Origin of the sequence: Photorhabdus laumondii subsp. laumondii (genome assembly GCF_003343245.1) — a bacterium.
GTDB classification, from domain to species: Bacteria; Pseudomonadota; Gammaproteobacteria; order Enterobacterales; family Enterobacteriaceae; genus Photorhabdus; species Photorhabdus laumondii.
This window is the reverse complement of the sequence record NZ_CP024901.1, coordinates 3,087,275-3,110,054: the sequence shown is the minus strand read 5'-3', so window position 1 is coordinate 3,110,054 and position 22,780 is coordinate 3,087,275. Positions and strand designations below refer to the sequence as shown.

Sequence of the window (22,780 nt, the reverse complement as noted above, 5' to 3'; positions counted from 1 at the left end):
TTATCTATGTTGAATAACCGGGCGTGTAAGGTTGGGGCCTTTTTGATGGCTCTTTTTTTTGTCATTACCTATTTATTACCCCTGAATGGCCGCCTATTATGGCAGCCTGATGAAACTCGTTATGCAGAAATCAGTCGTGAAATGCTGCAACGAGGAGACTGGATTGTTCCGTATTTGCTGGATATTCGTTATTTTGAAAAGCCTGTAGCGGGTTATTGGATCAATAATATTAGCCAATGGATTTTTGGTGATAATAATTTTGCTGTCCGTTTTGGATCGGTTTTCTGTATTTTTATCAGCGCAATTTTATTATATCGACTTGCTATGATGATGTGGCATAACCGGCATATTGCTTTTGCCACTAGCCTTATCTACATCTCAATGTTTCTGGTATTTGCCATTGGCACTTATAGCGTACTCGATCCGATGTTTTCTTTGTGGGTAACGGCTGCCATGATGTGTAGCTTCTGGGGGCTAAAAACAGACTGTACCAGACGGCGGATAATGGCATATTTGGTGCTCGGTTTGTGCTGTGGTATGGGTTTTATGACTAAAGGGTTTCTGGCATTGGCTGTTCCGGTCATTGTGATGTTGCCCATTGTCATTTATCAGAAGCGGGTCCTGCAAATAGTCTGCTTTGGCCCACTTGCCATTATTTCGGCGATAGCAATCAGTTTACCGTGGGTGATTGCAATTGCCCTACGTGAGCCTGATTATTGGCACTATTTCTTCTGGGTTGAACATATTAAGCGTTTTTCTTCCGATGATGCACAGCATATTGCACCGTTCTGGTATTACATACCCATTCTTATTCTTGGTGTGATCCCGTGGTTGGGATTATTACCTGGGGCAGTGATGAAAAGTTGGAAAGAAAGAAAATCCAATCCTGAAATGTTTTTTCTACTTTGCTGGTTTGTCGTGCCATTGTTATTTTTCAGTATTGCGAAGGGAAAATTGCCAACTTATATCCTGCCCTGTATGGCGCCATTGGCAATGATGATGGCTAAATTTGGTGTCGATTGCGTTAAAAATGGCAAGATGGAGTTACTTAAGATCAATGGAATGGTTAACGTATTTCTTGGTCTGCTGGCGGTAATAGTTCTGTTTGCTATGGAAGTAGTGACAAAACACGCTTTATATCAGCCATCAGAATGGCTTAAATGGGTTTTAGCGATTGTTGCTTTTGGTATTTGGGGAATTATCGGTTATCTGTGTTTTGCGTTGAATGGGAAATACTGGTTATTGGCGGCATTTTGCTCCATTGTTGTCAGTTTAGTGATAGGTCATGCTTTGCCTGAAAATACCGTTAATTCCAAATTACCGCAGAACTTTATTAAGTTACACCATCAGGAACTTGCAGGCAGTCGCTATATCCTGTCGGAAAGTGTTGGTCTTGCGACCAGTGTCGCTTGGGAGATGAAGCGTAGTGATATTTATATGTTTGAACGTTGGGGAGAACTGGAATATGGGTTGAATTATCCAGATAGCCGATATCGATATATCAGCTATAAAGATTTTCCGCAATGGTTAGCGAAAGCACGTAAAGAAGGGCGGGTATCAGTACTCTTTCATTTATATAAAGATGAAAAATTACCTGATTTGCCAAAGGCAGATCAAATTAGTCGCAATTATCGCTTTGCTATTTTGGTTTATGAGAAGCAACCATGATAAGTTTCTCTTTATTGTTGCTGATTAGCTTGCTGACATGTGCTGGTCAGTTATGTCAGAAGCAGGCTGTGATGTGTTGGCGCAGTGATGTTTATCAGCGGGCATCTGCGCTGAAATGGTTAATAGGGGCTGTGATTCTATTGGCTGTTGGCATGTTATTTTGGCTTCGTTTATTACAGATATTGCCGTTAGGAATTGCTTATCCAATGTTGAGTATAAATTTTATTATGGTCACTTTGGCGGGGAAATTTTTCTATCAGGAAAAAGCGGGCATAAAACATTGGAGTGGGGTTGTGTTTATCATGTTGGGAATTTTGCTGATGAGCTTGAATGAATGAAAGGTTATATTTGGGGATTAATTAGTGTATTACTGGTGACAATAGCCCAGTTATTACTGAAATGGGGTGTTGTCAATTTGCCAGCGTTGAATCTTGGTTTGCATTGGTTTGATATTGAGTGGCTATGGAGTCATCGCCATTCTCTGGTGGCGGTAATGGCTGGTCTGGCTGGATATCTATTATCTATGTTGTGTTGGTTATTTACGCTAAAATATTTACCATTAAATAAAGCTTATCCATTAATAAGCTTAAGTTATGTCTTTGTCTATTTAATGGTGGCTTTATTGCCTTGGTTTAATGAAACCATCACATTATTGAAAACTGCGGGCGTGATTTTTATTTTGTATGGTGTCTGGTTGATTAGCCGTCCAGAATGAAGAAGGAAATAACTATTTAACTGTTTTACTTAAAGTACAGACTTGTTTTTTTATTGAGTTCTGGATAGAGTCACCTTGCTTTGCTGATTTTATGAGGAGGGGTTAATGATAATAAGAATAAAAGAGTTACTCTTATTGTTCAGTCTGTTACTTATTGGCTGTTCCAGTCATGCCCCCAGGACTCCGGCTCCTGTGTTAAAGACGGCGCTTTCTGATCCAATCATGGTGATTGCTCAGCTTAAGGAGCAGCTTAATCAATGGCGTGGTACACCATATCATTATGGTGGAATGGATCGCCGGGGGGTAGATTGTTCTGGTTTTGTTTACCGTACTTTCAGTGATCGGTTTGATATTCAATTACCTCGTACTACCGGTGGGCAAATAAAATTAGGGACCCGTATTGATAAAAGCGATTTAATGCCGGGTGATTTGGTCTTTTTCAGAACAGCTAGTGGCGAACATGGGTTACATGTTGGCATTTATGACGCCAATAACCAGTTTATTCATGCATCAACCCATAAAGGTGTTACTCGTTCATCTATGAATAATGTTTACTGGAAGAAAGCTTTTTGGCAAGCCCGGAGAATTTAAGTCCGTTTTTATCCGCGAATTGTAAAAATTATTCTTATTAAGATAGCAGTTTTATTTAAATCTCAGTAATTATTATCAGTAATTCTAATTTTATTAATTGCATTTTAACCATCTAAAACAATAATTATTTTATAACAGTAAATAAATTATCCATATTGCATTTAACTTGGTCAGGTAATATCTGATTTTGTTTTAAGGTATATTAGTTAAAAAAGTTTAAAAATAAATAACCAGTTCCTTAATATACAATGAGCTGGTTATAATGTTTATTATTTTGTTATTTATAGTGTGCCGCTATTATAATTTTTAGGGATGCGTAATTTATTTATTTATTTATTTATTTATTTATTTATTTATTTATTTATTTATTTATTGTATGAATTACTGGATTAATGTTTTTATAGTTTATAACTATATTTTTAAATGTAGCAATATATTATTTGCATATTTTCAATAAATTTTTTTTCAGAAATAAAATCTTATTTTATGACGGAAAACTTAAACATTATTTATTAAATCGACTTGTTTTTATGAGTTGTGTTTTTATTTGCCAGATTAGACTAATAGGTGTATTTTCATGAGGATTATACCCGTTATCTTTCAAGTTGCCTCTTTGTTGGCTGCACTCACTCACCCCGGTCACATAGTTATCTATGCTCCCGGGGATTCGCTCCCTTGCCGCCGCGATGCATCTCGAAATCCATAGGGTATAGATCAGTTGCTATATTTCAGCATCTTTTTTGCCAAAGGGGAATACATCGTGAAATATTAACAATTAACCTATGAAGAACAATATTAGATTTATATTTTAAAGAAAAAAGTAAGAACATAATAATCTGATATTAATAATGGCTAATCAGGGATTTATTTATTTTATTTTAAAACAGTTTTACATTCTCGCACCATAAATATGATTGATTAGCCAAATAATTTTTATCTTCCATAAATTAATTATACTTTGGCGAAGAGAATAGACCTAATAACTTAAATCATATCAAGAGGAAAACTGATGACAGATAAACAACCTTATTTTCCAGAAATAAAATATTCTCCGTGGGGACCTAATGATGCCCCATTATTTATCATACTTGGACAATCAAATAGTTATGGACATGGAACACAATTACCACAAGATGAAGAAATTACACAAGGTTTAAAAAATATATTCACATTATCTCTATCAGAAGTTTACAGCGTTGACTTTCCCGCAATCAACTGGACGGGGCTGACTAGCTTTGGTGATGCCAATATTGGCGCTCCTGTCGGTTTATCTCGTGGCAATCAGGATCACTCAGTCAATGCCGCCAACCGTTTTGCCAAACTCTGGCAAGACCATATTAACCGGGGTAATGCACTTAATTTACCTGATCTTTATGTCATTTTAATGGGGTGGGGCGGTCAGGGCATGTATCTGGATAATCCGCCGGATAACCGTTGGGCTCCTGAACGAGATCCTTGCGATGTGGAATCGCTCTATCCGCGTGCGATCAGAACCTTGCGCATGGCAGTTGAATCACTGCGTAAACTAGGAAAAAATCCTTGCATTTTGGCTGTTCATTGGAACCAGTGGGAAGCAGAGACCGAGAGTTTATTGGCGGCACAGGCATCAGAGCGGAATTTTACCCGTATCATTACTGGTATCAGTGATGCTTTGGGTTCTCGCAGTATACCGTGGAGATTGTATTATCCACTTTCAGTTGCGTTTGATCCCATCAACACCCGCTATGTGCTCAAGGCAATCAATAATGTTATCGCTGATGATCCCCAATATCGAACGCTAATTGATGCACGGAATTCGCCCGACTATACCGGAAAGGCGACTGAGTTTGGTGTTTTTCTACCTGATAGTCTTCATTATGATGGCAAAGCCCAGACATGGTTTGCCCAACGGGAATGGGAGTTGATTTTATCTGGTTATAAGGGGGTTGAACTGCCATAGGATTAAATAGGATTAACCATCCAAGAGATACCAAGATGGCGGCTAGAGCCGTCATCTTATCGGTAGGAATAATATATCCTTGAGTATCTATGTATGCCTTTTCGGCATACATATGGATAAACGTCTATTTTGTATGCCATAATGGCACCATGTTTATATGGACTAAAAATGCAGATGAAATCATGGCTACTAATACAGAACGTAAAGAGACCCGTTTAGTTGCAAGAACTTCCATAGAGATTCAAGAGATCATACAAAGGGCGGCTGATTACTCCGGCGCAACACTTTCACAGTTTCTTATTGAATCGGCAATGGAGAGAGCGCGTAACGTGATTGAACGAACTGAAACCTTACATCTTTCGATAGAGGGGGCTGATGCTTTGCTGGCAGCTTTGGAAAACCCGCCAAAAGCAAATGCTAAACTACTTAAAGCCGCAAAGCACTATAAGGATACAGTGAATGTCGGTAATCATTAAAGAAATCACCCAGCAACATGGTCGTAAAGCGTTTGATTGTGGTGTCAGTGAATTAAATAAGTTCTTACAACAGCAAGCTCGGCAGAAAACCGTAAAGCATATTTCAAAAACTTATGTGGCCTGCCGAGATTCCGTGCCCACGATTATAATCGGATATCACACACTTACCGGATATTCGGTGACAACTCCGCTTGCCTATAGGGATTACAAAAAATATCCTCATCCACTTAGTGCGGTAAAATTGGCCCGACTTGCTGTGGATTGTTCACATCAGGGGCAAAGGATAGGTGAACAGCTATTGATTGATGCCATTTATCGGACAGTGTTGGTCGCACAGCAAGTTTCAGCGATTGGGCTGTTTGTTGATCCTATGACCTCAGAAGTTATTCCGTTTTATCAGCAATATGGATTTTTGCCAGCCGATCCTAACGATAATTCACGTCTCGAAATGTGGCTACCCATCAAAACTTGTATAGAAGTCACGAGTACCTTCAAAATAAGTCAGAATTGCCGCCTATCATGCTGACGGCAATCTTTGGCGAGTTATACCCGTCATCTTTCAAGCTGCCTCTTTGTTGGCTGCACTCACTCACCTCGGCCACATCGTTATCTATGCTCCCGGGGATTCGTTCCCTTGCCGTCGCGATGCAACTTGAAATCCATAGGGTATATTGAAGTGTTATTGCCAACTGACAGTAATTTCTCCGGTTTGACCTGCTATCGGCATAACGTTACCGTTTCCAACCTTTAAGGCGAAAAGGAACTGTTGTGCCGGGCTTCTCTTATTAAATGCGTCTGTCGACATTCTTCGTGTGCGTGATATATCTATGCAACTGCTGGTATCTCCCTGACAAAGATAAACCGATAAATTCTGAGGCCATCCAACAACATTCCAAGTCCAAGATACATTGTTAATCTTTCCTGTTGCAGGAGGAGAACCGACAATAGGAACGTTAACAGTTTCTAAGAAATTTTTAGAATATAGTGTGGGCAAAACAACTGAAGAGTGATAGCTGCCACTTGCCGCAGGTACTGTCTGTGAGAATATAGTTAACAATAAAGCGCCACCAATACCAAATATTTTTTTTAATTTCATAGCCATTACCCCAATACCTGATAATTTTCTATTGCGAGAACTTAGATATACATTTTGATCTCGCGCCGTGTATCTCCTGAATTTTTATAAAAGCATGTACGCAATACCAAAGTAGGCAGGAGTAATTTGGGTGGATTAACACCAAAAAGCAATGGGGAATTTGAATTTATGTTAAGTTAATCTAATATATTTTGCTATTCGATGCTTTTGCCAGTCACTTAGACCGTAATCTTTTACAACAGGATTTCCCCATGATATAAAACCTGCTAAACAATCAAGTGGAGTCAGCGATACGTTTAATGGATGTTAAAAACGATGAATAAATTAGACATGACAATCACCACTTCCCCATGTCAGGAAGCCCTGATTTACATGGAAAATATTTGTCGATCTTATCGTATGGGGGAAAAATATTACCCAGTACTTGATGAAATATCATTCACCATCATGCGCGGACAAAGTTGTGCTATTGTCGGTGCTTCCGGTTCGGGTAAAAGTACTTTACTCAATATTCTTGGTTTACTGGATCAACCCTCTTCTGGATATTTTCAGTTTAGTGGCGTTAATATAACAAATGTTACTCCTAATGAACGGGCGAGAATAAGAAATCAGGAAATTGGTTTCGTGTTTCAGAGTTTTAATTTACTTCCCAGAATGCAGGCGTTGGATAATGTAGCGCTACCATTGTTATATCGTGGATATTCTCGTTCTCTAGCTCGGCAGGAAGCGAAATACCAGCTTGAGTTGGTTGGTCTGGCGGGTCGTATTTACCATCGTCCGGCTGATCTCTCCGGGGGACAGCGGCAACGTGTTGCCATTGCCAGAGCCTTGGTTGGTAAGCCTTCTTTGATTCTGGCAGATGAGCCGACAGGCAATCTCGATAGTGCTACAGCACGTGATATTATGGCACTTCTTCTGTCATTGAACCGTGAGCAAGGCGTTACGCTCGTCATGGTTACACATGATGAAGCCATAGCCAAAAATATGCAGCGCTGCCTCTATGTTAATGGTGGGCGGCTTTCCGAAACTGATCTGTGGCTGGATAGCCTCGATGCTTAATGTGAATTCTGGTCGCTACGGTTTTTCCTTCGCGCAGGCCCTGTGTGAATCACTGGGTAGTCTGCGTCTGCTAGGAAGGCGCTCCTTGCTTGCTTTGCTTGGTATTGCAGTTGGGTGTGCTTCTGTCATTGCACTTTTAAACATCGGTCATAATGCTGTTAATGAAGCTATCAGCACTTTTAAAAGTATGGGAAGCAATATTTTAGTTGCTCATTTCAGTTTTACTCCAGGTACCGATGTCAAACCCGCGCCATCTACGCTGGATACTCAGGCGCTGACTCGTACAATACCGACTATCACACATGCTGCGCCCCTCACATTGCACTCAACCCGTATACGCTTTCAAGGACAAGGGATCGATACGAATATTACTGGTACATCCTCTGATCTGGCTGCGGTGTTGGATTTACAAATCGAGCAGGGGCGTTTTCTATCGGACTATGATCGCCAAACGACCTATGCCGTGCTCGGAGCGAATATTGCCAAACAATTAAAAGTCGCTAATCAACCTATTCGGATAGGTAATCAATTGCAGATTGGGGAATATCTATTTGAAGTGATAGGAATTCTCGCTGTTCAGGGACCGAACCCTTTACTCCCCGGTTCTATTGATGATTCCGTCATACTGCCTATCGAAGCAATGCGGCGGTTGCGGCCTGCGCCAGAAATTGGAAGCGTTATTGCCAGAGCACGTGACACAACAACGCTAAACAGTGACGCGGTGTCGTTACGTGACTATCTTGTCTCATTATCAAAAGGTCGTCAGGTTGAAGTTGATATCCCGAAACAATTGCTTGATGGATTGACGCGTCAGGCAAGAACATTTTCCTATTTGCTCGCGGGCTTAGGGGGAATTTCGTTGCTGGTGGGAGGTGTGGGCGTGATGAATGTCATGCTGATGAATGTTTCGGAACGTAGGCGTGAAATTGGTGTTCGTATGGCTTTGGGAGCTCGGCCTATGGATATTGGTATACTGTTTATGTTGGAGGCTGCCATTCTGGCAATTGCTGGTGCAATGGTTGGTTCATTATTGGGGGTAGTGGCGGGATACCTATTTGTAAAATTTTCGGGTTGGGTATTTACGTTATCCCTATTCTCTTTGCCTCTGGGTATTGCTAGTTCATTAGTGATTGGTCTATTTTTCGGTATCAATCCGGCATTAGCGGCTGCCAGATTACAACCTGTAGAGGCACTTCGTGATGATTAGCCAAGTTTTTCAACGTGCTATTGGCATCATCATTGCCTTGATAATAGTTGCATCTGTCAAACCAGCGTTAGCGGAGCCGTTGAATCCATCACAGGCAACCATGCCTGCAACGGATACAATTTCGCTTAATCAGAAAACTATTGGTCTGACACTCAGCGATGCAATCTATTTAGGGTTACGAAATAATCGTTCGATTCGCAGTGCTTATCTGGATCGAATTGCACAGAAATTCGATTTACGCGTTGCTGAAGATCGTTTTACGCCAAAATTACTGATTAATAGCCGTTATATTGCTGCTCGTAATCAAAGCGATCGCTATCGCCAGAGCGAGATTACACCCACATCTACGCTGCTTGGAGAATATGGTACTCGATTCAGTCTATCTTGGACGAATCGGACGACATGGGCAGACAATGCAGGTCGTAGCCGTAATGATGGTGTTTCATTCTCAGTTATTCAGCCTTTGTTGCGTGGTGCCGGCAAAGATGTGGCCACAGCACCTGTACGTCTTGCTCAATTGATGGAGCAAACAAATCGTTTGAACCTAAAAGCGACGGTATCCCAGACTATCACGCAAGTTATTATGGCTTATCGTGGATTGTTGCGTGCTCAAGAACAATTACAAATCGCACGTGATGCTCTTGAACGTTCGCGTCAACTGCTGGAGGTTAACAAGGCTATGATTTCCGCAGGCAGAATGGCAGCTTTTGAGATTGTCCAGACGGAGGCTGATGTTGCAATGCAGGAGCTGGCTGCGGAGGAAGCGGCTAATCAATTGGATACCAGTCGTTTAGAATTGCTGCGATTGCTCGCCTTAGACTTACAAACTCAGGTAAAGGCTACTGACAGATTGGAAGCTAAGCGCGTAGATATTAACCTGCTCCAAGCGCAACATTTGGCACAAGAGCAACAGCCATCGTATCTCACTCAATTGATTACGGCGGAGCAGGCTGCAATTAACCTGACCGTTGCCCGTAACGAACGTTTATGGGATGTCTCTTTAGTGGGTGGTGCTAGTCAGGTACGTGATCGAACAGGATCAAACCGTTCTCGTAATTGGGAAAATTACGCCGGTGTTCAGGTAGAGATACCCATTGGCGATTTGAGTCAGCGCCAGGCGGAAGTGCGGGCGCGGGTTGATGTTCAGAACCAGGACATTCGTCTTGCTGAGGCGAAACAGTCACTAGAACGTAATGTGGGTAATGCGGTACGCGATATTGGTACGCGTTGGCGTCAATATGAGATCGCCCAGCGTGCCAGGGATCTATCTCTGCGCAAGCTGGAGATTGAACGTGAAAAATTGACGGTGGGCCGCTCCAGTAACTTTCAAGTCTTGAGTTTTGAAACCGATTTGCGTAATGCAGAGAATGTTCGTCTCAATGCGTTGATCACTTACTTAAATGCACAAGCGGAGTTGGACGAAACGTTGGGTACTACGTTAGGGAGTTGGGATATTGCACTTAATGACTAAGATCAGGGGACTTGCCCGTTTCAGATATAAGACTCGTTGGCTCGTGACACTTGCTGTTGCATTAGTCATTGGGGCTACCATTGCTTATGTTTTGTTTTCTTCTTCAATTGATACATCATCACCGCAACGGTGGGTGCATGTTGAACCTCAACGACTCGAAAATCGTCTTGGGTTAGTTGGCCGTATTCAGGCGGCAACCAGTTTGACGATTGCCGCGCCATTTGATGGTGTTATTGCTGAAGTGATGGTAACTGAAGGCCAGCGCGTTAAGCGTGGGCAACCCCTGTTGAGCCTTGATACGACACAATTGGACATTCAGTTGCGGCAGGCGCTCACGGAACTGTTGAAAGCCCAAAAAACCGTACAAGATTTGGTGGGGTGGGAGAACAGTCAGGATGTCGCTAGGGTACGTAGAGCTTTAACGAATGCTCAGTTAAGTTTGAGCGATACCGAACGTAAGCTAACCGATACCCGGGCTTTGTTCGAGCGTGGCATTGTTCCCCGTATGGAGGTTGATATACTGGAGCAGCAGGTCAGAGTTCAACAGCTCGATCTTGCCGCCGCTAAGGCGGAACTGAGTGTTGCTCTCGATAAAGGCACAGGGGAGAATCGCCAGATTGCTGATATGGAATTAGCTAATGCTCAATCGCGTTATCAGGCGCTTCAGATCCAGCAAGCCCAACGTGAATTGGTTTCTCCTTTTGATGGCATTGTTATTCGCCCTCAGGTACCGGAATCAGATAAGGGGGTATTTATTCAAAAGGGGACACGTGTCACTCAGGGAACACCTCTGTTAGGGGTAATCAATTTGGAGCAAATCCAGGCGGTAGCGCGTATTGAAGAGGCTGACCTTTATCAGGTGTATGAAGGAATGCCGGTTGAGATAACCGGGGATGGTTTTGCCGGGCTATCTCTACGGGGGCAAATTAAGACAATTGGTGTACAAGGGAGTTCAAAGGAGATGCAGGGAGCGGGTGTAACCTATGATCTATTAGTGGCAATTGATCCTCTTACTCCCGAACAGCGGCAGCGTATCCGGCTGAGTATGAGTGCGAAACTGGCTATTGTCACCTATCGCAATGAACGTGGATTGGCCTTGCCAGCCGAGGCATTACATACCGGCCCTGATGGACGAACTTTCGTCACTTATCGCCGTGAATTAAACGCACAAACCCAGCAGATTGTCGTGACACCGGGGCATGCCGTTCTTCAAGGTGTGGAGGTGATCGGGTTGGAGGCAGGCTATGTTGAAGTTCCTGCGCGGAAATAACTGACGCAACCTCATTGATTTTTTGCGACACCCTCGCATTGAGCGAGGGTTTACGGCAGTTTTTGCTAATTTTGGTGCAATATCTCACCGTGAAAATGCGTATATTGGAAGTTCATTTGCAGTCATATTTAAATTTTTCGTGTCTGCAATGACATTCGACAATAGCGCCAGATCAGATGCCACATGTTCAATATTATTTACTGCAACTAATTTGCTGTTATATATGAAGCGGAAATTTCCTTTATTTTGATCAATCTGTAATGTCATTATTTCTCCGACAATTGCATGTTCCTGTATGGCATTTTTGTTCGTTAGATCTTTACTGTAACCAGAGATGACAGAAATACCAATCGGCCACGGACGGTTGTTATGTAATAGATTGATTGTGCGTAATACTGGCTGTCTGGAGACCATATCGCGGGGATAAACTCTATGTTGTTCAAGCAATTGCTGTTCAGACGATATTGAATTTAAAATCTCTGTAAGACGTTGTTGTAAATTGATATGGACCTCCATTGGGACGATCATGGCGAAAAAGGAGGACCATTTTGAAGAATGAACAGCATCTCCTGCTTGCGCCCATCCGACTTGAAATTGAGTATCATTTGATGTGTGAGCCAAATAGATAAACCAAGCGCATATAATATGTTGAACGAGCTCAGTTGAAATAAAAGAACTATGATTGAGTACTGTTTTCCATTCAGACACATGCCAATCCGGTATTTTATCTATCGTTGCCCGCAATTTAAAAGGCAGCATTAGTGTTGAAAAACGCTCTAGTCTTTTTTGCCAAAATAGCTCTTGTTCGGTAAGTTGTTCATGTATATCTGTTAACGTCTTAATATCTGATCTTTCAATTGTGGGGAGTTGATCACCAATGTCAAGTTTGCATTGATTGGCTAAGGTGAGTGCATTTATTGGGTTGCCACGGCTATTAACAAACGAAATACGTATATCTTCACTACTTGTAGTCATTAGCCAATGGTCCTCGCTAATACCCAACAATGTACCTGGTTTATGATCGGAACGTGTATACATCACTTGTAGTGTGCTTATCGATACCAGGCGATCTCTCAGCAGAACTTTAGGTAATGTGAGTGGATTAGGATAGTAAACTCCGAAAGTTAAAGATCTGACCAAAGATGACAATTCCTGAGCTTTTTTATTCCACAATAGACAGCCAGCAGCGTCTGGCCGGCGACGTCTTGAGAAAAAATTGCGGTTATCAGGATCTTGTTGTCGGCGGGGTATATCACCGTTCTCTAGGTTGTTTAATAGTTCGGTAAATCCTTCGGCAGCAGCCTGATAACATTTAAGATTCAGTGAAAGTGCGGTGTCGGTATTTTTAAGATCAATATGACGTTGCACAACAATATCGCCGCTATCGACCATAGATCCGATTAAATGCCAGGTAATAGCATACTGAGACTCACCGGCAAGGATAGCCCAAGAAGTGGCATGGCTGCCGGCATAGCGTGGTAGAGGGGCGTCGTGGTAGTTGAAAGCACCTTGAGAGAACTGATTGATTAATAGAGTAGGGAGAATAACTGGATTGACTATGGAAAAAAGCCAGCATATTGACTCAGTTTTGGAGAGCGTCAAGAGATCTTCTAGTGCTTCAACACAGTGTATATTTTGAGAAGTTGCCCATTCGAAAAACAGAGATTCCGTGGGAAAAATAGCCACAATTATGTATCCGGCCGCTTGAAGTTGTTGGGTACAACGTATCGCAAGTGTTGTACCACCGATGACGACACAAGATCGAGCTTTTCTAGTGGAGTGGTTTACAATTTTGCACTTTTCAACTTTTAGTGTGTTATCGGTTAGTGTGTTATCAGTGCTATTTTTTTTCTCTTGCGTTGAAGATGTGAATTCGCCGGGCATGTTATCCCCTTTATCGTTATTGAGTGAAGGGATTTGTTTGAGAGTAAGTAAAGTTCATAGGCTTAGTTGCCTTGAACTGCATTTAAACACAGACAAACCCCGATATTGCTCACTTACCTTTGATTCCTTTATGAGGGAAGCCATAGTTGCCTGAATTCCAGACGATCAACAAAGCTAGCACTAACAGAACAAGTAAGGTCCACGGGAACGAGCTGGCACCAAGTGTTTCAAGTAATATCCCGCCAATAATGCCCCCGGCTGCAATGGCTAAATTCCATAAGGTAACAAGAATCGACTGAGCAACGTCTGCACCTTCCCCGGCAGATTCGGCCAATGCAGTTTGAAGTAGGGCAGCGGCACCGCCGAAGGTTAGCCCCCATAAGATCACGGCAAGAAAAACAAAGACAGGAAGAGTACCGATAACACCAAGTATGAGAGAGGCGAATGTAAATAGGGCAAGACTTATCAGTACCAACGAACGTAACATCTTGTCAATTAACAGCCCTGTCATCCATATTCCAAGCAACGACGCCACACCAAAGGCTAACAACACAAGATCAATCCTGGTAGCAAGCCCCGCCTGTGTCACAAAAGGCAATACATAGGTATAAAGAATACTGTGAGCCAGTACCCAACAAACAAGAACGCTTAATACCGGTCGTACTCCAGGGATCATGATAACTTTTTTGATCGGTATACGTTTTTCGGCAGTCCGTCCTGGGTAGTCAGGGACTTTCAACATGACCCATGCGATAACGACCAATGTTAGAATAGACATCAAACCAAAAGTTGTACGCCAGCCAACAATTCCACCAATGAATGTTCCTAATGGCACGCCAAGAGAGAGTGCCAGTGGTGCCCCGACACCGGCTACAGCCAATGCACGTCCTTTTAAATGATCGGGTACCATCCGTCGGGCATAGCCAACCAACATTCCCCAGATTAAGCCGCCTGCCATGCCTGAAAGAAGTCTGGCCGCAAGTGCCACTATATAGTTAGACGTTAACGCGGTGAGCGTATTAAAGACTAACAAACCCGTAAGTGCCATCAAGAGTAATCGGCGACGGCGCCAACCTTGTGTTGCTGTCGTCAGTGGAATCGCAGCGACAAGTGAGCCAATTGCGTAGAGTGTAACGAATTGACCAGCTAATGCTTCAGAAACGGCCAAGCTGTCACTTATTTGGGATAGAATGCCCGCCGGGAATGTCTCTGTGAGCAGTGCAAGGAATCCCGTCATTGCTAACGCGAGTAGAGCAACGAAAGGAAAATTGGTACTGCCCGCATGAGTGGCAGTTTTTTCTTTAATCATGGAACCCCCCTTAAATAATTTTCATTGTGTTGTTTGCAGAAGCAATCAACTCAAGAATCGAGCTAATTCGTTAACACCTGATTCCTTAAGTACCTCGAAATGATCAACGTTAAGATTGATATTTTCTGGGGGATGTTTTAGGTAGGGTGTTGCTTCTTCGATAAAAGAAACGGCATCGTCACGTGCATTAAACACCGTAATTGGCGCCTTGATTATTCGTTCTTGCAGTTCTGTTGCTGAATATTTCTGTCCGTAGGTTTGAATAACTATCCTGGCAATTCGAACAATTAACGTAGGGGCCAGAGTTGGGTAGTGCTTATGAACAAAAGAGACAAAGCTTTGCTCATCGATAACGTTAGCCAGGCATTCATTCAACGCTGAACTGTGAGAAGTGCCCGCAAATACAGAGAATAATAGTGATATCAACTCATTGTTTTGGTAAGTAGACCCGTTTTCTGTTCCCGTGGAATTAACGTGATATTTTATCTTCGAGAGCCCTGGAGCGATTAGAACCACCTTTTCGACATGTTCTCCGGCTCGTTCTAATTGGTAAGCCGCTTCGAAAGCCAATACAGAGCCAAAAGAATATCCCCATAGCGTGTATGGGCCAGTAGGTTGTAATTTTTTGATTTCTGTTATGTCTTGAATCACCATTTCGGCTATGGTGGAGTATGGAACCTCTCCTTCATTAATTCCGTAAGCTTGGATGCCATAAAATGATCGATCAGTGCAGATCTGTGTAGCCAGCAGGTGTAAATTCATTGGGTATCCACCCAATCCTGGCCAGCAAAAGACAGGTAATCCAGCATCTTTTTCCTGTAAACAGGCCAATCGTGAAGATAATCTGGTTACTTCACCTTCAACGATTTTTGCCAATTGTTTAACCGTTGCGGCCTCAAATAGAGTATGGAGAGGTAGCGATAACGCAAATTCTTCATTTAAACGTTGTATCAGATGGACGGCTATCAGAGAATTGCCACCTAAAGCAAAGAAGTCATCTTCGGTAGATATGCTTTCTCGCGTTAGCACTTCTTCCCATATCTTTACGATCTGTGTTTCTGTCGAGGTGCTTGGGAGTACCTGTGGACTGTGTGATACTGTGCTGACCAGTACTTGTAATGTGTCGAAATCGATTTTTCCACTGGAAGTTAGCGGCATGGTATCCAGGAACAAAAATCTGTCAGGTAACATATAGTCCGGTAATGTTTTGCTAAGTTCACTCCGCAGAATTGAAGTAATGTCATACTTTGCTTGCTGGCGTATTGTTTCATCGGCTAATTCAATACAGGCGGTTAATCGTGTCGAACGGTGTTGAGGGTCTTTTTCTGCCAAAATTGCAGCGTGTTTCACTTGATCGATAACCTCTATTGCATTTTTTATTTCTTCTAATTCGACCCGCATCCCTCTCACTTTAATTTGATTATCTTTCCGACCAGCAAAGTGGGCATTACCCTCTTTATCCCAATAAGCCAGGTCTCCGGTTCTATAAAGCCGGATTTTTTGCGTATTTGGTGGTATTGCAATTTCAAGAAAGTGCTTTTCTGTGAGATCCTGACGATTCAGATATCCTCTTGCGACTTGAGTGCCCGCAATATAAATCTCTCCAATTTCATATTCTGAGGCGAGCTGATAGTGGTGATCGAGAATAAAAAATTCCGTATTGGATACCGGCTTACCAATAGGGACTGAATTAACTTCGTCAGATATTGGGTAGTGATTAACAAGGAAAACTGAAGCATTAATTGTACATTCCGCCGGGCCATACATATTAATCAGTAGACAGTTTGGTAGTGTATGGATACATTGAGTGGCGAGTTTTCTTGATAGGCTCTCTGCTCCGATGAATATTTGCCGAAGGGTGTGGCATTCCCGGAATTGATGATTATCGATCAGTGCTTGTAATAGCGTGGGAACACACTGTAACGTGGTCACATTGTGGCGAATAATCAGGTCAATGAGTTGGGGAATATTCCTGTGTGTTCCAGATGAGCTAATAACAACCCGACTACCACAACTGACTGATAATATTTCCCATTGAGCAGCATCAAAGCTGATGGGCGTTTTCTGAATAATTGTTTTTTCAATATTTAAATCGCATTTTTCATTTAACCAACACATTTGGTTAACGATACTGCGGTGCTCAATCATTACACCTTTCGGTTTCCCTGTACTTCCAGAGGTATAAATGACATAAGCCAAGTTATCTGGGCTAAGGTAGTCATGGAGGGTGTTGTTGGTAATGGCACTGGATTCAAATGATTTCTCTACGTCTTCAAGAGTCACGATATGGATATTTTCTGCAACCAACCTGACCAATTTTTCCTTTAATTTTTCTTGGGTAAATATCATTTTCAGATTGCTATCGTGGATCATGTAACGAAGTCGTTCCTCTGGATAATCATGAGACAATGGCAGATATGCACCACCGGCAAAAAGAGTTCCCCAAACTCCGATCATCTGCTCAATCGACGGTTCAACAAATATACCGACGCAATCACCCGCTAAACATCCCAGGTTTTGCAGATAGCAGGCCAGATGTACACTGCCAATTGCCATTTCCAAATAACTGAGTTGCTCTTCACCGTGAATGACTGCTGTAGCCCAGGGAGTTGATCTGACGTGTGAAAAGAGTAATCCCGGTAGGCACTCTTTTCGTTGAAAACTCGCTGGTAACTTAATGTTGTTTAACGTTATCCAATTTTCATTTGCCGGTTGAGCGCTGGAGATATCGTATTTTCGATACTGTCCTGTTTTTAATATATTGCGCCATTTTATTATTGGGAGAGTTGATTGCATCTTATTTTATACCTTTATTTAAGGAGAGAAGCCAAAAGGAGAGCGTATCGGCTTCTTCTTTAACTAGCTGATATTTCTGTGGAATAAAATTAAAATATTCCAACTTAGAAAAATCATTTCCTGGTCTTATAAATCCTTCCTTTAGGAAGGGGCTATTCAATAAATTGCGGTAATTCAATATTATTAACTATCATGTTTGCTCTTTTTCCACTCTGACGTTTATTTATTAAATACCTGGGATAAATTATCTCTATCGACTTGATGATTCTTGTATTTAGCAAACCTGAGTTATCTGTTTTTTTTATTAATAAATATGTAGATATAAGATAATTTCTCCTAACGCCTATACTACTTGCTACCATAGACTAGTGAACAGTAGGATGATGTTCAAAACACTTATGACCAATCTGTCAGCAATGGGGGAAATATGGATAGTTTGGGATCATTGAACGTGTTCGTTCGGGCTGCGGATGCCCGTAGCTTCACAGTTGCAGGTCAACAACTTGGCATCTCTTCGTCGGCGGTTAGTAAGGCTATTGTTCGGTTAGAAGAGCGTCTGGGAATACGCCTTTTCCATCGATCTACGCGAACCGTCACATTAACGCTTGAAGGGACATTATTCTTTGAGCGGTGCAAGCGAATCCTTGATGAGGTTGAGGCTGCTGAAACTGAACTATCCCAGATGCAGAAAATGCCAAGTGGAAAGCTAAAAATTAGCCTACCGTCAGTTGGTATGCTGTTTATGCCGAAATTTGCTGCTTTTACTCGCCTTTATCCAGAGATTAAACTTGATATAAGTTGTTCCGATCGAATAGTGGATGTTATTGAAGAGGGATTTGATGCTGTACTCCGAACCGGTGATCCACGTGATTCTAGATTAATGTCTAGGATGCTTGGTTCTTACCGCCAGGTTATTGTCGGCTCTCCTGCCTATTTTGCGGCCGCAGGTTTTCCAGAAGAGCCCGAAGATCTTGTTAGCCATCCGTGCTTATTATATCGCTTTCCAACAAATGGGAAATTAAACGTATGGCCTTTGAATCGTGATGGTAAGAAAATTGAGCTTAACTTACCGTGTAATATGGTAACGGATAGTTTAGAACCGCAAGTCTGTTTTGCCGAGCATGGTCTTGGGATAGCTTGTGTGCCGAATATCGCTGTTTACCGACAGTTGAAAGAAGGTTCTTTGGTCACTATTTTGGATAAATATAACGAAAGTTCCACAATTTTTCGTATACTTTGGCCATCAAGCCGTCATTTATCCCCTAAGGTCAGGGTATTTGTAGATTTTATGGCGGAGAACCTCTTACCTTCTTAAATAAATTCTGCAAAGTGGTCTATATTATAGAGACATAAAGTGGAAATTTACTTTATGAGGTTGAGCATATATTGTACGTAAAAATAAATTATAGAAAAAAAAGTTGTATTAAAACGCAGTAAGCCATCCTAAATAACATAAAGGAGAGTATCTAACATGTTAGTACGTAAATCGTTGTTGGCCCTGTTTGCAACTACTTCCCTAACTGCCGCGGGTATCGCTTATGCAGGTCCGCCTGTAACGGTTACATTTAAGCATCTTGGTGCGTCTGGTAGCGCAGATGCTGTTTATACCATCATTACTAATAATGAATCCGGTACCTATGCCAATGCAACACCTAAACCTAGTGCAAGTGTAGCGCCAGGAGGAGTCAATAGTTATCAGGTTCAAAGCCCGCTTTCACCTGACGTAAATTATGCAATGGTGCGATATAAAATAGGGGGTAAAACCTGCGAATTTATGACCACTTTTGTGAACGGATATGTTAATGGCGTTAAAATTCCGAAATGGAATAAAGGAGCAACGCCGAGTGGTGGTGCTGTTTGTAATGCAACCATCACCTATACTAATTATTTTACCTACGCATGGTCAGTTGAATTTACGATGAAGTAGTGAACACTGAGTCAGATTATTCTATACCCGTTATCTTTCAAGTTGCCTCTTTGTTGGCTGCACTCACTCACCCCGGTCACATAGTTACCTATGCTCCCGGGGATTCGCTCCCTTGCCGTCGCGGTGTATCTTGAAATCCATAGGGTATATAAGAGATAGATCTGGCTCATCTTGTTTTTTATCATTTTTTTCTGATGTAGTGATTGTAATTCAACTGGCTATTGTGATTTTTAATGGCCGATCGGATTTCAATGCGAAATAGAATTCCCTCGTTATCTATTGTATCGGCTATATAATCGCAGATATCACGTTGCTTTTAAGTAAACATCTCATGACTAATTCTGTCTAGTGAATTGATATTCAATTAAATTCAATTAAATACTATATGCATTGCATATGAATTTTAGATTATCTGTCCGTTATATTTTTTGTCTTGAATTTTCTGTTGGTTATATAATTACTAACCACTACTATTAGGCTGGTTTTTTATTTATTGTATGTTTGGTGTAAATAACGAAATATATGCAACATGTTAGCACTAGGTTAAAAATAAAAAAACATACGGTAATTTAATTTATTATTATAAATTAATGCTGAATGTTTATTTTTTTTAGTTTTGATTTTCTTTGGTCTTTTATTGACGCACTATTGGTTCTACACTATTTTTAAAGTTGGAAAGTGTTTTAATTTTTTATAAGTTTATGGATTATGATAGTTGAATATGGATGTTCAGTAAATTAGTTGAGTTTTTCGGTATAATGTGAATTTCTATGTTTATAATTTGGTGTGAATTTAACCTTGTAAGGAATAATATATTATGATTGATCAAAACAATTCTAATAATATAGTTACCCCTAATGTAACGATTTCTGATGTAACTGTGTCCTCCATTCAAATTGCTCCGGAAATAGCCAGAGACAATGTTCATGTAATCATTGTTGATGACAAAGGTGCTCCACGGGATTTTCTTTTAGATAACTCTGATGGTGGTTATCAAGGGAGTGGTAGTTTAATAGCTTTGATTCTTGCACATCTTAATTCAAAAAAAGTCACTATTAGAACTACCGGATATGAATATAATAAACATGGATATATCAACGGCGTATTAATTAAGGAGGATAAGGGAGGTGGTGGAACAGGCGGTGGAACAGGCGGTGGAACAGGTGGCGGAACAGGTGGTGGAACAGGTGGTGGAACAGGTGGTGGAACAGGCGGTGGAACAGGAGGCGGTGCAGGAGGTGGAACAGGTGGCGGTGCAAAAGGTAGTGCAGGAGGTGGAAGCGGGGGATGATAAGGACGGTAGAAATTAGGAATGAGAATTCTTATAGAAAATATTATTCGCTATTATTTACGTTAAAGGTATTAAAAGTTTATCCCATTATGTTATTTTATTTGCTATTTTAAATTTTGGTAGTGTTCAAGATTTTTGTAAAATAACGTCTATTAGGTAAGTAGTGAATTGTAATTAATTATAAATGAAAACCCTGATATTTAATTTTCAGGGTTTTTACTTTTTAATGACTGAATATAAACTAAATTTTAGGAGCAGTGTTTTAATATTTCTGATCGGATTTTTTAGTGTTTTTTAGTGTTTTTTATTTACTTGTTGACAGTGAAAATGATCCTGATGATTGAATAAAGAATACTATATATTATAGTTATGATTTATATGAAAATATTTTTATTTTTTAATTATATTAATCAGTTTGTTTATCGTGCGTTAATGTAATTTAATGGGTTTTATTGTCATTTAATAAAGTTATTATCCGAAATCACTTATTCTGGTATATGTGGTAATTGTTCTAGAAGACTTATGGGGATTTGTTCTTTATTTTTAGTAAATAAAACGAGGCTAGCCAATAGTTATCTGGAAAATTCTTATTTGGTTTTTTGATCTATACCCTATGGATTTCAAGATGTATCGCGACGGCAAGGGAGTGAATCCGCGGGAGCATAGCAAACGATGTGACCGGGGTGAGCGAGTGCAGCCAACAAAGAGGCAACTTGAAAGATAACAGGTATATTAGGATGTTAGCGAATTAAAATAGTATAAGAGTTAAATGGTCAATAAAATATTGACCATTAGGGAATACCATCAATAAGGTTATTAGGAACTCGGTTATTGCTTATGCCCTAAGAAGTACTTTAATTCAGGTAGATTACCATTTTCTCTAAATCTAGCAGGCGTGGTATCAAAGTGTTTTTTGAAGATCCGGGTAAATGTTGCCTGAGAACTGAAACCATACTGTAAGGCGATATCAAGGATTGGTAGGTTTTCTTCACACAGAGATCTTGCTGCTTCGTGTAAACGCCGCTTACGAACATATTCACCCAAGGTATAGCCTTTCACTTCTTTAAACACTCTTTGTAGATGCCACTTTGAATAACCGCTTCTGTCAGCAATGGTCGCTATTTTTATACCTTCGTTACGTTGAAGCTGAGTTTCGAGCCATCTGACAATATCATTTACTACACTTTCTGACATTTTCACCTCCCACTGATGGTGGGCTAGTTGCTAAAATATTAGATTTCGTTAGTTATTTTCATAAAGATAATAACGGTAGTTATTAATGAGTGTATTTTAAAATAAATCCGGGATATCTATAGGCAAAAAATGCTATTTATAATTGATAATTATTATCATTTATGCAAATTTCCTTTGTTTTAATAATAAGTAGCATCAAATGATCTTCACTAATTTACTTAAAACAGTATCATCGTTCGTCGTTTAATTTAATGGAGGTTGTAATGCAATCGGACTTGGCTTTTTTAACTAAAAAGTTGGCATTTTTTGTACTTTATGCTCTGATTTTAGCCACGGTTATAGGTTTACTCTTTATTGATGTTATCTATTTGCAGAATGCAGTGAAGGAGAACTCATTAACTGAAATTGCTCAGGAGAGTATACTGTTTGTTATTTCTGCTGTATTTCTGCTGGAAGCAAAAAAGAATAGTCAATTACGTCCTGCATTAGTCTTGATATCAGGTTTTTTTGCTTGTTTATTGATAAGAGAGCTGGATGCTATATTTGATGAAATATTTCATGGTGCTTGGGCGTGGATTGCTATTCCGTTAGCACTAATTTGTATTTTTTATTCTGCTTATAAAGGCAGGGATACGTTGGCTGGGCTTGTTCATTTTACGCGCCATCAAAGTTACAGCATGATGGTTGCAGGTATTTTATGTGTACTCGTTTTTTCCCGTTTGTTTGGTATGGGAGAATTATGGAAAGGTTTGATGCTCGAACATTTTGATCGAACAGCAAAAAATATGGTTGAGGAAGGGTGTGAACTTCTGGGTTATTGCTTGTGCCTGATTTCAACTTTTTGGTATTTGCCTGATGCAATAAAACTTCGTAAGTAAAGAGTAAGA

General features: G+C 40.9%; 20 protein-coding genes. 15 read left to right on the top strand and 5 right to left on the bottom strand.

What is annotated here, in order from left to right:
• The first annotated feature begins 6 nt into the window (after window positions 1-6).
• From arnT to PluTT01m_RS13640, 7 genes are all read left to right on the top strand, one after another.
• Window positions 7-1,668 (top strand): lipid IV(A) 4-amino-4-deoxy-L-arabinosyltransferase, encoded by a 1,662-nt coding sequence (gene arnT / locus PluTT01m_RS13670; protein ID WP_011146878.1) that lies wholly within the window; start codon window positions 7-9, stop codon window positions 1,666-1,668.
• Window positions 1,665-2,006: a 4-amino-4-deoxy-L-arabinose-phosphoundecaprenol flippase subunit ArnE gene (gene arnE / locus PluTT01m_RS13665; RefSeq protein ID WP_011146877.1), complete on the top strand. Its 342-nt coding sequence runs from the start codon at window positions 1,665-1,667 to the stop codon at window positions 2,004-2,006. Before arnT ends, arnE begins: the two co-directional genes overlap by 4 nt.
• Window positions 2,003-2,383 (top strand): 4-amino-4-deoxy-L-arabinose-phosphoundecaprenol flippase subunit ArnF, encoded by a 381-nt coding sequence (gene arnF, locus PluTT01m_RS13660; RefSeq protein WP_011146876.1) that lies wholly within the window; start codon window positions 2,003-2,005, stop codon window positions 2,381-2,383. The genes arnE and arnF overlap by 4 nt, the downstream gene beginning before the upstream one ends.
• Before the next feature lie 105 nt (window positions 2,384-2,488).
• Window positions 2,489-2,974 carry a C40 family peptidase gene (locus PluTT01m_RS13655; RefSeq protein ID WP_011146875.1) on the top strand — a complete coding sequence of 162 codons (486 nt, stop codon included), beginning with the start codon at window positions 2,489-2,491 and terminating at the stop codon, window positions 2,972-2,974.
• A 1,009-nt stretch (window positions 2,975-3,983) separates the two neighbouring features.
• Window positions 3,984-4,913: a sialate O-acetylesterase gene (locus PluTT01m_RS13650; RefSeq protein ID WP_011146874.1), complete on the top strand. Its 930-nt coding sequence runs from the start codon at window positions 3,984-3,986 to the stop codon at window positions 4,911-4,913.
• A 182-nt stretch (window positions 4,914-5,095) separates the two neighbouring features.
• Window positions 5,096-5,389: a type II toxin-antitoxin system TacA family antitoxin gene (locus PluTT01m_RS13645; protein WP_041380892.1), complete on the top strand. Its 294-nt coding sequence runs from the start codon at window positions 5,096-5,098 to the stop codon at window positions 5,387-5,389.
• On the top strand, window positions 5,373-5,915 hold the full coding sequence (locus tag PluTT01m_RS13640; protein ID WP_011146872.1) for a GNAT family N-acetyltransferase: 543 nt from the start codon (window positions 5,373-5,375) through the stop codon (window positions 5,913-5,915). The genes PluTT01m_RS13645 and PluTT01m_RS13640 overlap by 17 nt, the downstream gene beginning before the upstream one ends.
• A 153-nt stretch (window positions 5,916-6,068) precedes the next feature.
• On the opposite strand, the gene PluTT01m_RS13635 is transcribed toward PluTT01m_RS13640, so the two are convergent.
• Window positions 6,069-6,485, bottom strand: a complete 417-nt coding sequence (locus PluTT01m_RS13635; RefSeq protein ID WP_228902392.1) for a flagellar protein FlhE — start codon at window positions 6,483-6,485, stop codon at window positions 6,069-6,071.
• 315 nt (window positions 6,486-6,800) lie between these two features.
• On the opposite strand from PluTT01m_RS13635, the gene PluTT01m_RS13630 reads away from it, so the two are divergent.
• Genes PluTT01m_RS13630 through PluTT01m_RS13615 form a run of 4 tightly spaced genes read left to right on the top strand, consistent with a single transcriptional unit; the run spans window position 6,801 to window position 11,492 of the window.
• Window positions 6,801-7,544, top strand: coding sequence for an ABC transporter ATP-binding protein (locus tag PluTT01m_RS13630; protein ID WP_244213445.1), 744 nt, complete (start codon window positions 6,801-6,803; stop codon window positions 7,542-7,544).
• Entirely contained in the window at window positions 7,537-8,751 is a 1,215-nt protein-coding gene (locus PluTT01m_RS13625) for an ABC transporter permease (protein ID WP_041380106.1), read from the top strand. Before PluTT01m_RS13630 ends, PluTT01m_RS13625 begins: the two co-directional genes overlap by 8 nt.
• On the top strand, window positions 8,744-10,222 hold the full coding sequence (locus PluTT01m_RS13620) for a TolC family protein (RefSeq protein WP_011146868.1): 1,479 nt from the start codon (window positions 8,744-8,746) through the stop codon (window positions 10,220-10,222). The genes PluTT01m_RS13625 and PluTT01m_RS13620 overlap by 8 nt, the downstream gene beginning before the upstream one ends.
• Complete coding sequence (locus PluTT01m_RS13615; protein ID WP_011146867.1) at window positions 10,215-11,492, top strand: HlyD family secretion protein; 1,278 nt, start codon at window positions 10,215-10,217, stop codon at window positions 11,490-11,492. Before PluTT01m_RS13620 ends, PluTT01m_RS13615 begins: the two co-directional genes overlap by 8 nt.
• Before the next feature lie 84 nt (window positions 11,493-11,576).
• On the opposite strand, the gene PluTT01m_RS13610 is transcribed toward PluTT01m_RS13615, so the two are convergent.
• The 3 genes from PluTT01m_RS13610 to PluTT01m_RS13600 form a co-directional block, all read right to left on the bottom strand.
• Window positions 11,577-13,376, bottom strand: coding sequence for a formyltransferase family protein (locus PluTT01m_RS13610; protein ID WP_011146866.1), 1,800 nt, complete (start codon window positions 13,374-13,376; stop codon window positions 11,577-11,579).
• A gap of 109 nt (window positions 13,377-13,485) precedes the next feature.
• Entirely contained in the window at window positions 13,486-14,685 is a 1,200-nt protein-coding gene (locus tag PluTT01m_RS13605; RefSeq protein WP_011146865.1) for an MFS transporter, read from the bottom strand.
• 45 nt (window positions 14,686-14,730) lie between these two features.
• Window positions 14,731-17,481: an amino acid adenylation domain-containing protein gene (locus PluTT01m_RS13600; RefSeq protein ID WP_011146864.1), complete on the bottom strand. Its 2,751-nt coding sequence runs from the start codon at window positions 17,479-17,481 to the stop codon at window positions 14,731-14,733.
• 427 nt (window positions 17,482-17,908) lie between these two features.
• Between PluTT01m_RS13600 and PluTT01m_RS13595 the strand changes: the two genes are divergently transcribed.
• The 3 genes from PluTT01m_RS13595 (at window position 17,909) to PluTT01m_RS13585 (ending at window position 20,699) form a co-directional block, all read left to right on the top strand.
• Entirely contained in the window at window positions 17,909-18,796 is an 888-nt protein-coding gene (locus PluTT01m_RS13595) for a LysR family transcriptional regulator (protein WP_011146863.1), read from the top strand.
• A gap of 156 nt (window positions 18,797-18,952) precedes the next feature.
• Window positions 18,953-19,408 carry a hypothetical protein gene (locus PluTT01m_RS13590; protein ID WP_011146862.1) on the top strand — a complete coding sequence of 152 codons (456 nt, stop codon included), beginning with the start codon at window positions 18,953-18,955 and terminating at the stop codon, window positions 19,406-19,408.
• Between the two features lie 817 nt (window positions 19,409-20,225).
• Complete coding sequence (locus PluTT01m_RS13585) at window positions 20,226-20,699, top strand: hypothetical protein (protein ID WP_011146861.1); 474 nt, start codon at window positions 20,226-20,228, stop codon at window positions 20,697-20,699.
• 828 nt (window positions 20,700-21,527) lie between these two features.
• Here PluTT01m_RS13585 and PluTT01m_RS13580 read toward each other — a convergent pair.
• The gene (locus PluTT01m_RS13580; protein ID WP_011146860.1) at window positions 21,528-21,893 is read right to left on the bottom strand and encodes a helix-turn-helix domain-containing protein; all 366 of its coding nucleotides are present in this window, start codon (window positions 21,891-21,893) and stop codon (window positions 21,528-21,530) included.
• Window positions 21,894-22,156: 263 nt separating this feature from the next.
• Here PluTT01m_RS13580 and PluTT01m_RS13575 point away from each other — a divergent pair, with 263 nt between their 5' ends.
• Window positions 22,157-22,771: a hypothetical protein gene (locus PluTT01m_RS13575; RefSeq protein ID WP_011146859.1), complete on the top strand. Its 615-nt coding sequence runs from the start codon at window positions 22,157-22,159 to the stop codon at window positions 22,769-22,771.
• Window positions 22,772-22,780 lie beyond the last annotated feature (9 nt).

What these genes read in the sequence shown, in the direction of transcription:
- arnT (WP_011146878.1), top strand. Translation starts at nt 7, where the DNA reads ATGTTGAATAACCGGGCGTGTAAGGTTGGGGCCTTTTTGATGGCTCTT.
- arnE (WP_011146877.1), top strand. Translation starts at nt 1,665, where the DNA reads ATGATAAGTTTCTCTTTATTGTTGCTGATTAGCTTGCTGACATGTGCT.
- PluTT01m_RS13655 (WP_011146875.1), top strand. Translation starts at nt 2,489, where the DNA reads ATGATAATAAGAATAAAAGAGTTACTCTTATTGTTCAGTCTGTTACTT.
- PluTT01m_RS13635 (WP_228902392.1), bottom strand. Translation starts at nt 6,485, where the DNA reads ATGAAATTAAAAAAAATATTTGGTATTGGTGGCGCTTTATTGTTAACT.
- PluTT01m_RS13600 (WP_011146864.1), bottom strand. Translation starts at nt 17,481, where the DNA reads ATGCAATCAACTCTCCCAATAATAAAATGGCGCAATATATTAAAAACA.
- PluTT01m_RS13630 (WP_244213445.1), top strand. Translation starts at nt 6,801, where the DNA reads ATGAATAAATTAGACATGACAATCACCACTTCCCCATGTCAGGAAGCC.
- PluTT01m_RS13620 (WP_011146868.1), top strand. Translation starts at nt 8,744, where the DNA reads ATGATTAGCCAAGTTTTTCAACGTGCTATTGGCATCATCATTGCCTTG.
- PluTT01m_RS13585 (WP_011146861.1), top strand. Translation starts at nt 20,226, where the DNA reads ATGATTGATCAAAACAATTCTAATAATATAGTTACCCCTAATGTAACG.
- PluTT01m_RS13610 (WP_011146866.1), bottom strand. Translation starts at nt 13,376, where the DNA reads ATGCCCGGCGAATTCACATCTTCAACGCAAGAGAAAAAAAATAGCACT.
- PluTT01m_RS13645 (WP_041380892.1), top strand. Translation starts at nt 5,096, where the DNA reads ATGGCTACTAATACAGAACGTAAAGAGACCCGTTTAGTTGCAAGAACT.
- PluTT01m_RS13605 (WP_011146865.1), bottom strand. Translation starts at nt 14,685, where the DNA reads ATGATTAAAGAAAAAACTGCCACTCATGCGGGCAGTACCAATTTTCCT.
- PluTT01m_RS13640 (WP_011146872.1), top strand. Translation starts at nt 5,373, where the DNA reads ATGTCGGTAATCATTAAAGAAATCACCCAGCAACATGGTCGTAAAGCG.
- arnF (WP_011146876.1), top strand. Translation starts at nt 2,003, where the DNA reads ATGAAAGGTTATATTTGGGGATTAATTAGTGTATTACTGGTGACAATA.
- PluTT01m_RS13650 (WP_011146874.1), top strand. Translation starts at nt 3,984, where the DNA reads ATGACAGATAAACAACCTTATTTTCCAGAAATAAAATATTCTCCGTGG.
- PluTT01m_RS13615 (WP_011146867.1), top strand. Translation starts at nt 10,215, where the DNA reads ATGACTAAGATCAGGGGACTTGCCCGTTTCAGATATAAGACTCGTTGG.
- PluTT01m_RS13595 (WP_011146863.1), top strand. Translation starts at nt 17,909, where the DNA reads ATGGATAGTTTGGGATCATTGAACGTGTTCGTTCGGGCTGCGGATGCC.
- PluTT01m_RS13575 (WP_011146859.1), top strand. Translation starts at nt 22,157, where the DNA reads ATGCAATCGGACTTGGCTTTTTTAACTAAAAAGTTGGCATTTTTTGTA.
- PluTT01m_RS13625 (WP_041380106.1), top strand. Translation starts at nt 7,537, where the DNA reads ATGCTTAATGTGAATTCTGGTCGCTACGGTTTTTCCTTCGCGCAGGCC.
- PluTT01m_RS13580 (WP_011146860.1), bottom strand. Translation starts at nt 21,893, where the DNA reads ATGTCAGAAAGTGTAGTAAATGATATTGTCAGATGGCTCGAAACTCAG.
- PluTT01m_RS13590 (WP_011146862.1), top strand. Translation starts at nt 18,953, where the DNA reads ATGTTAGTACGTAAATCGTTGTTGGCCCTGTTTGCAACTACTTCCCTA.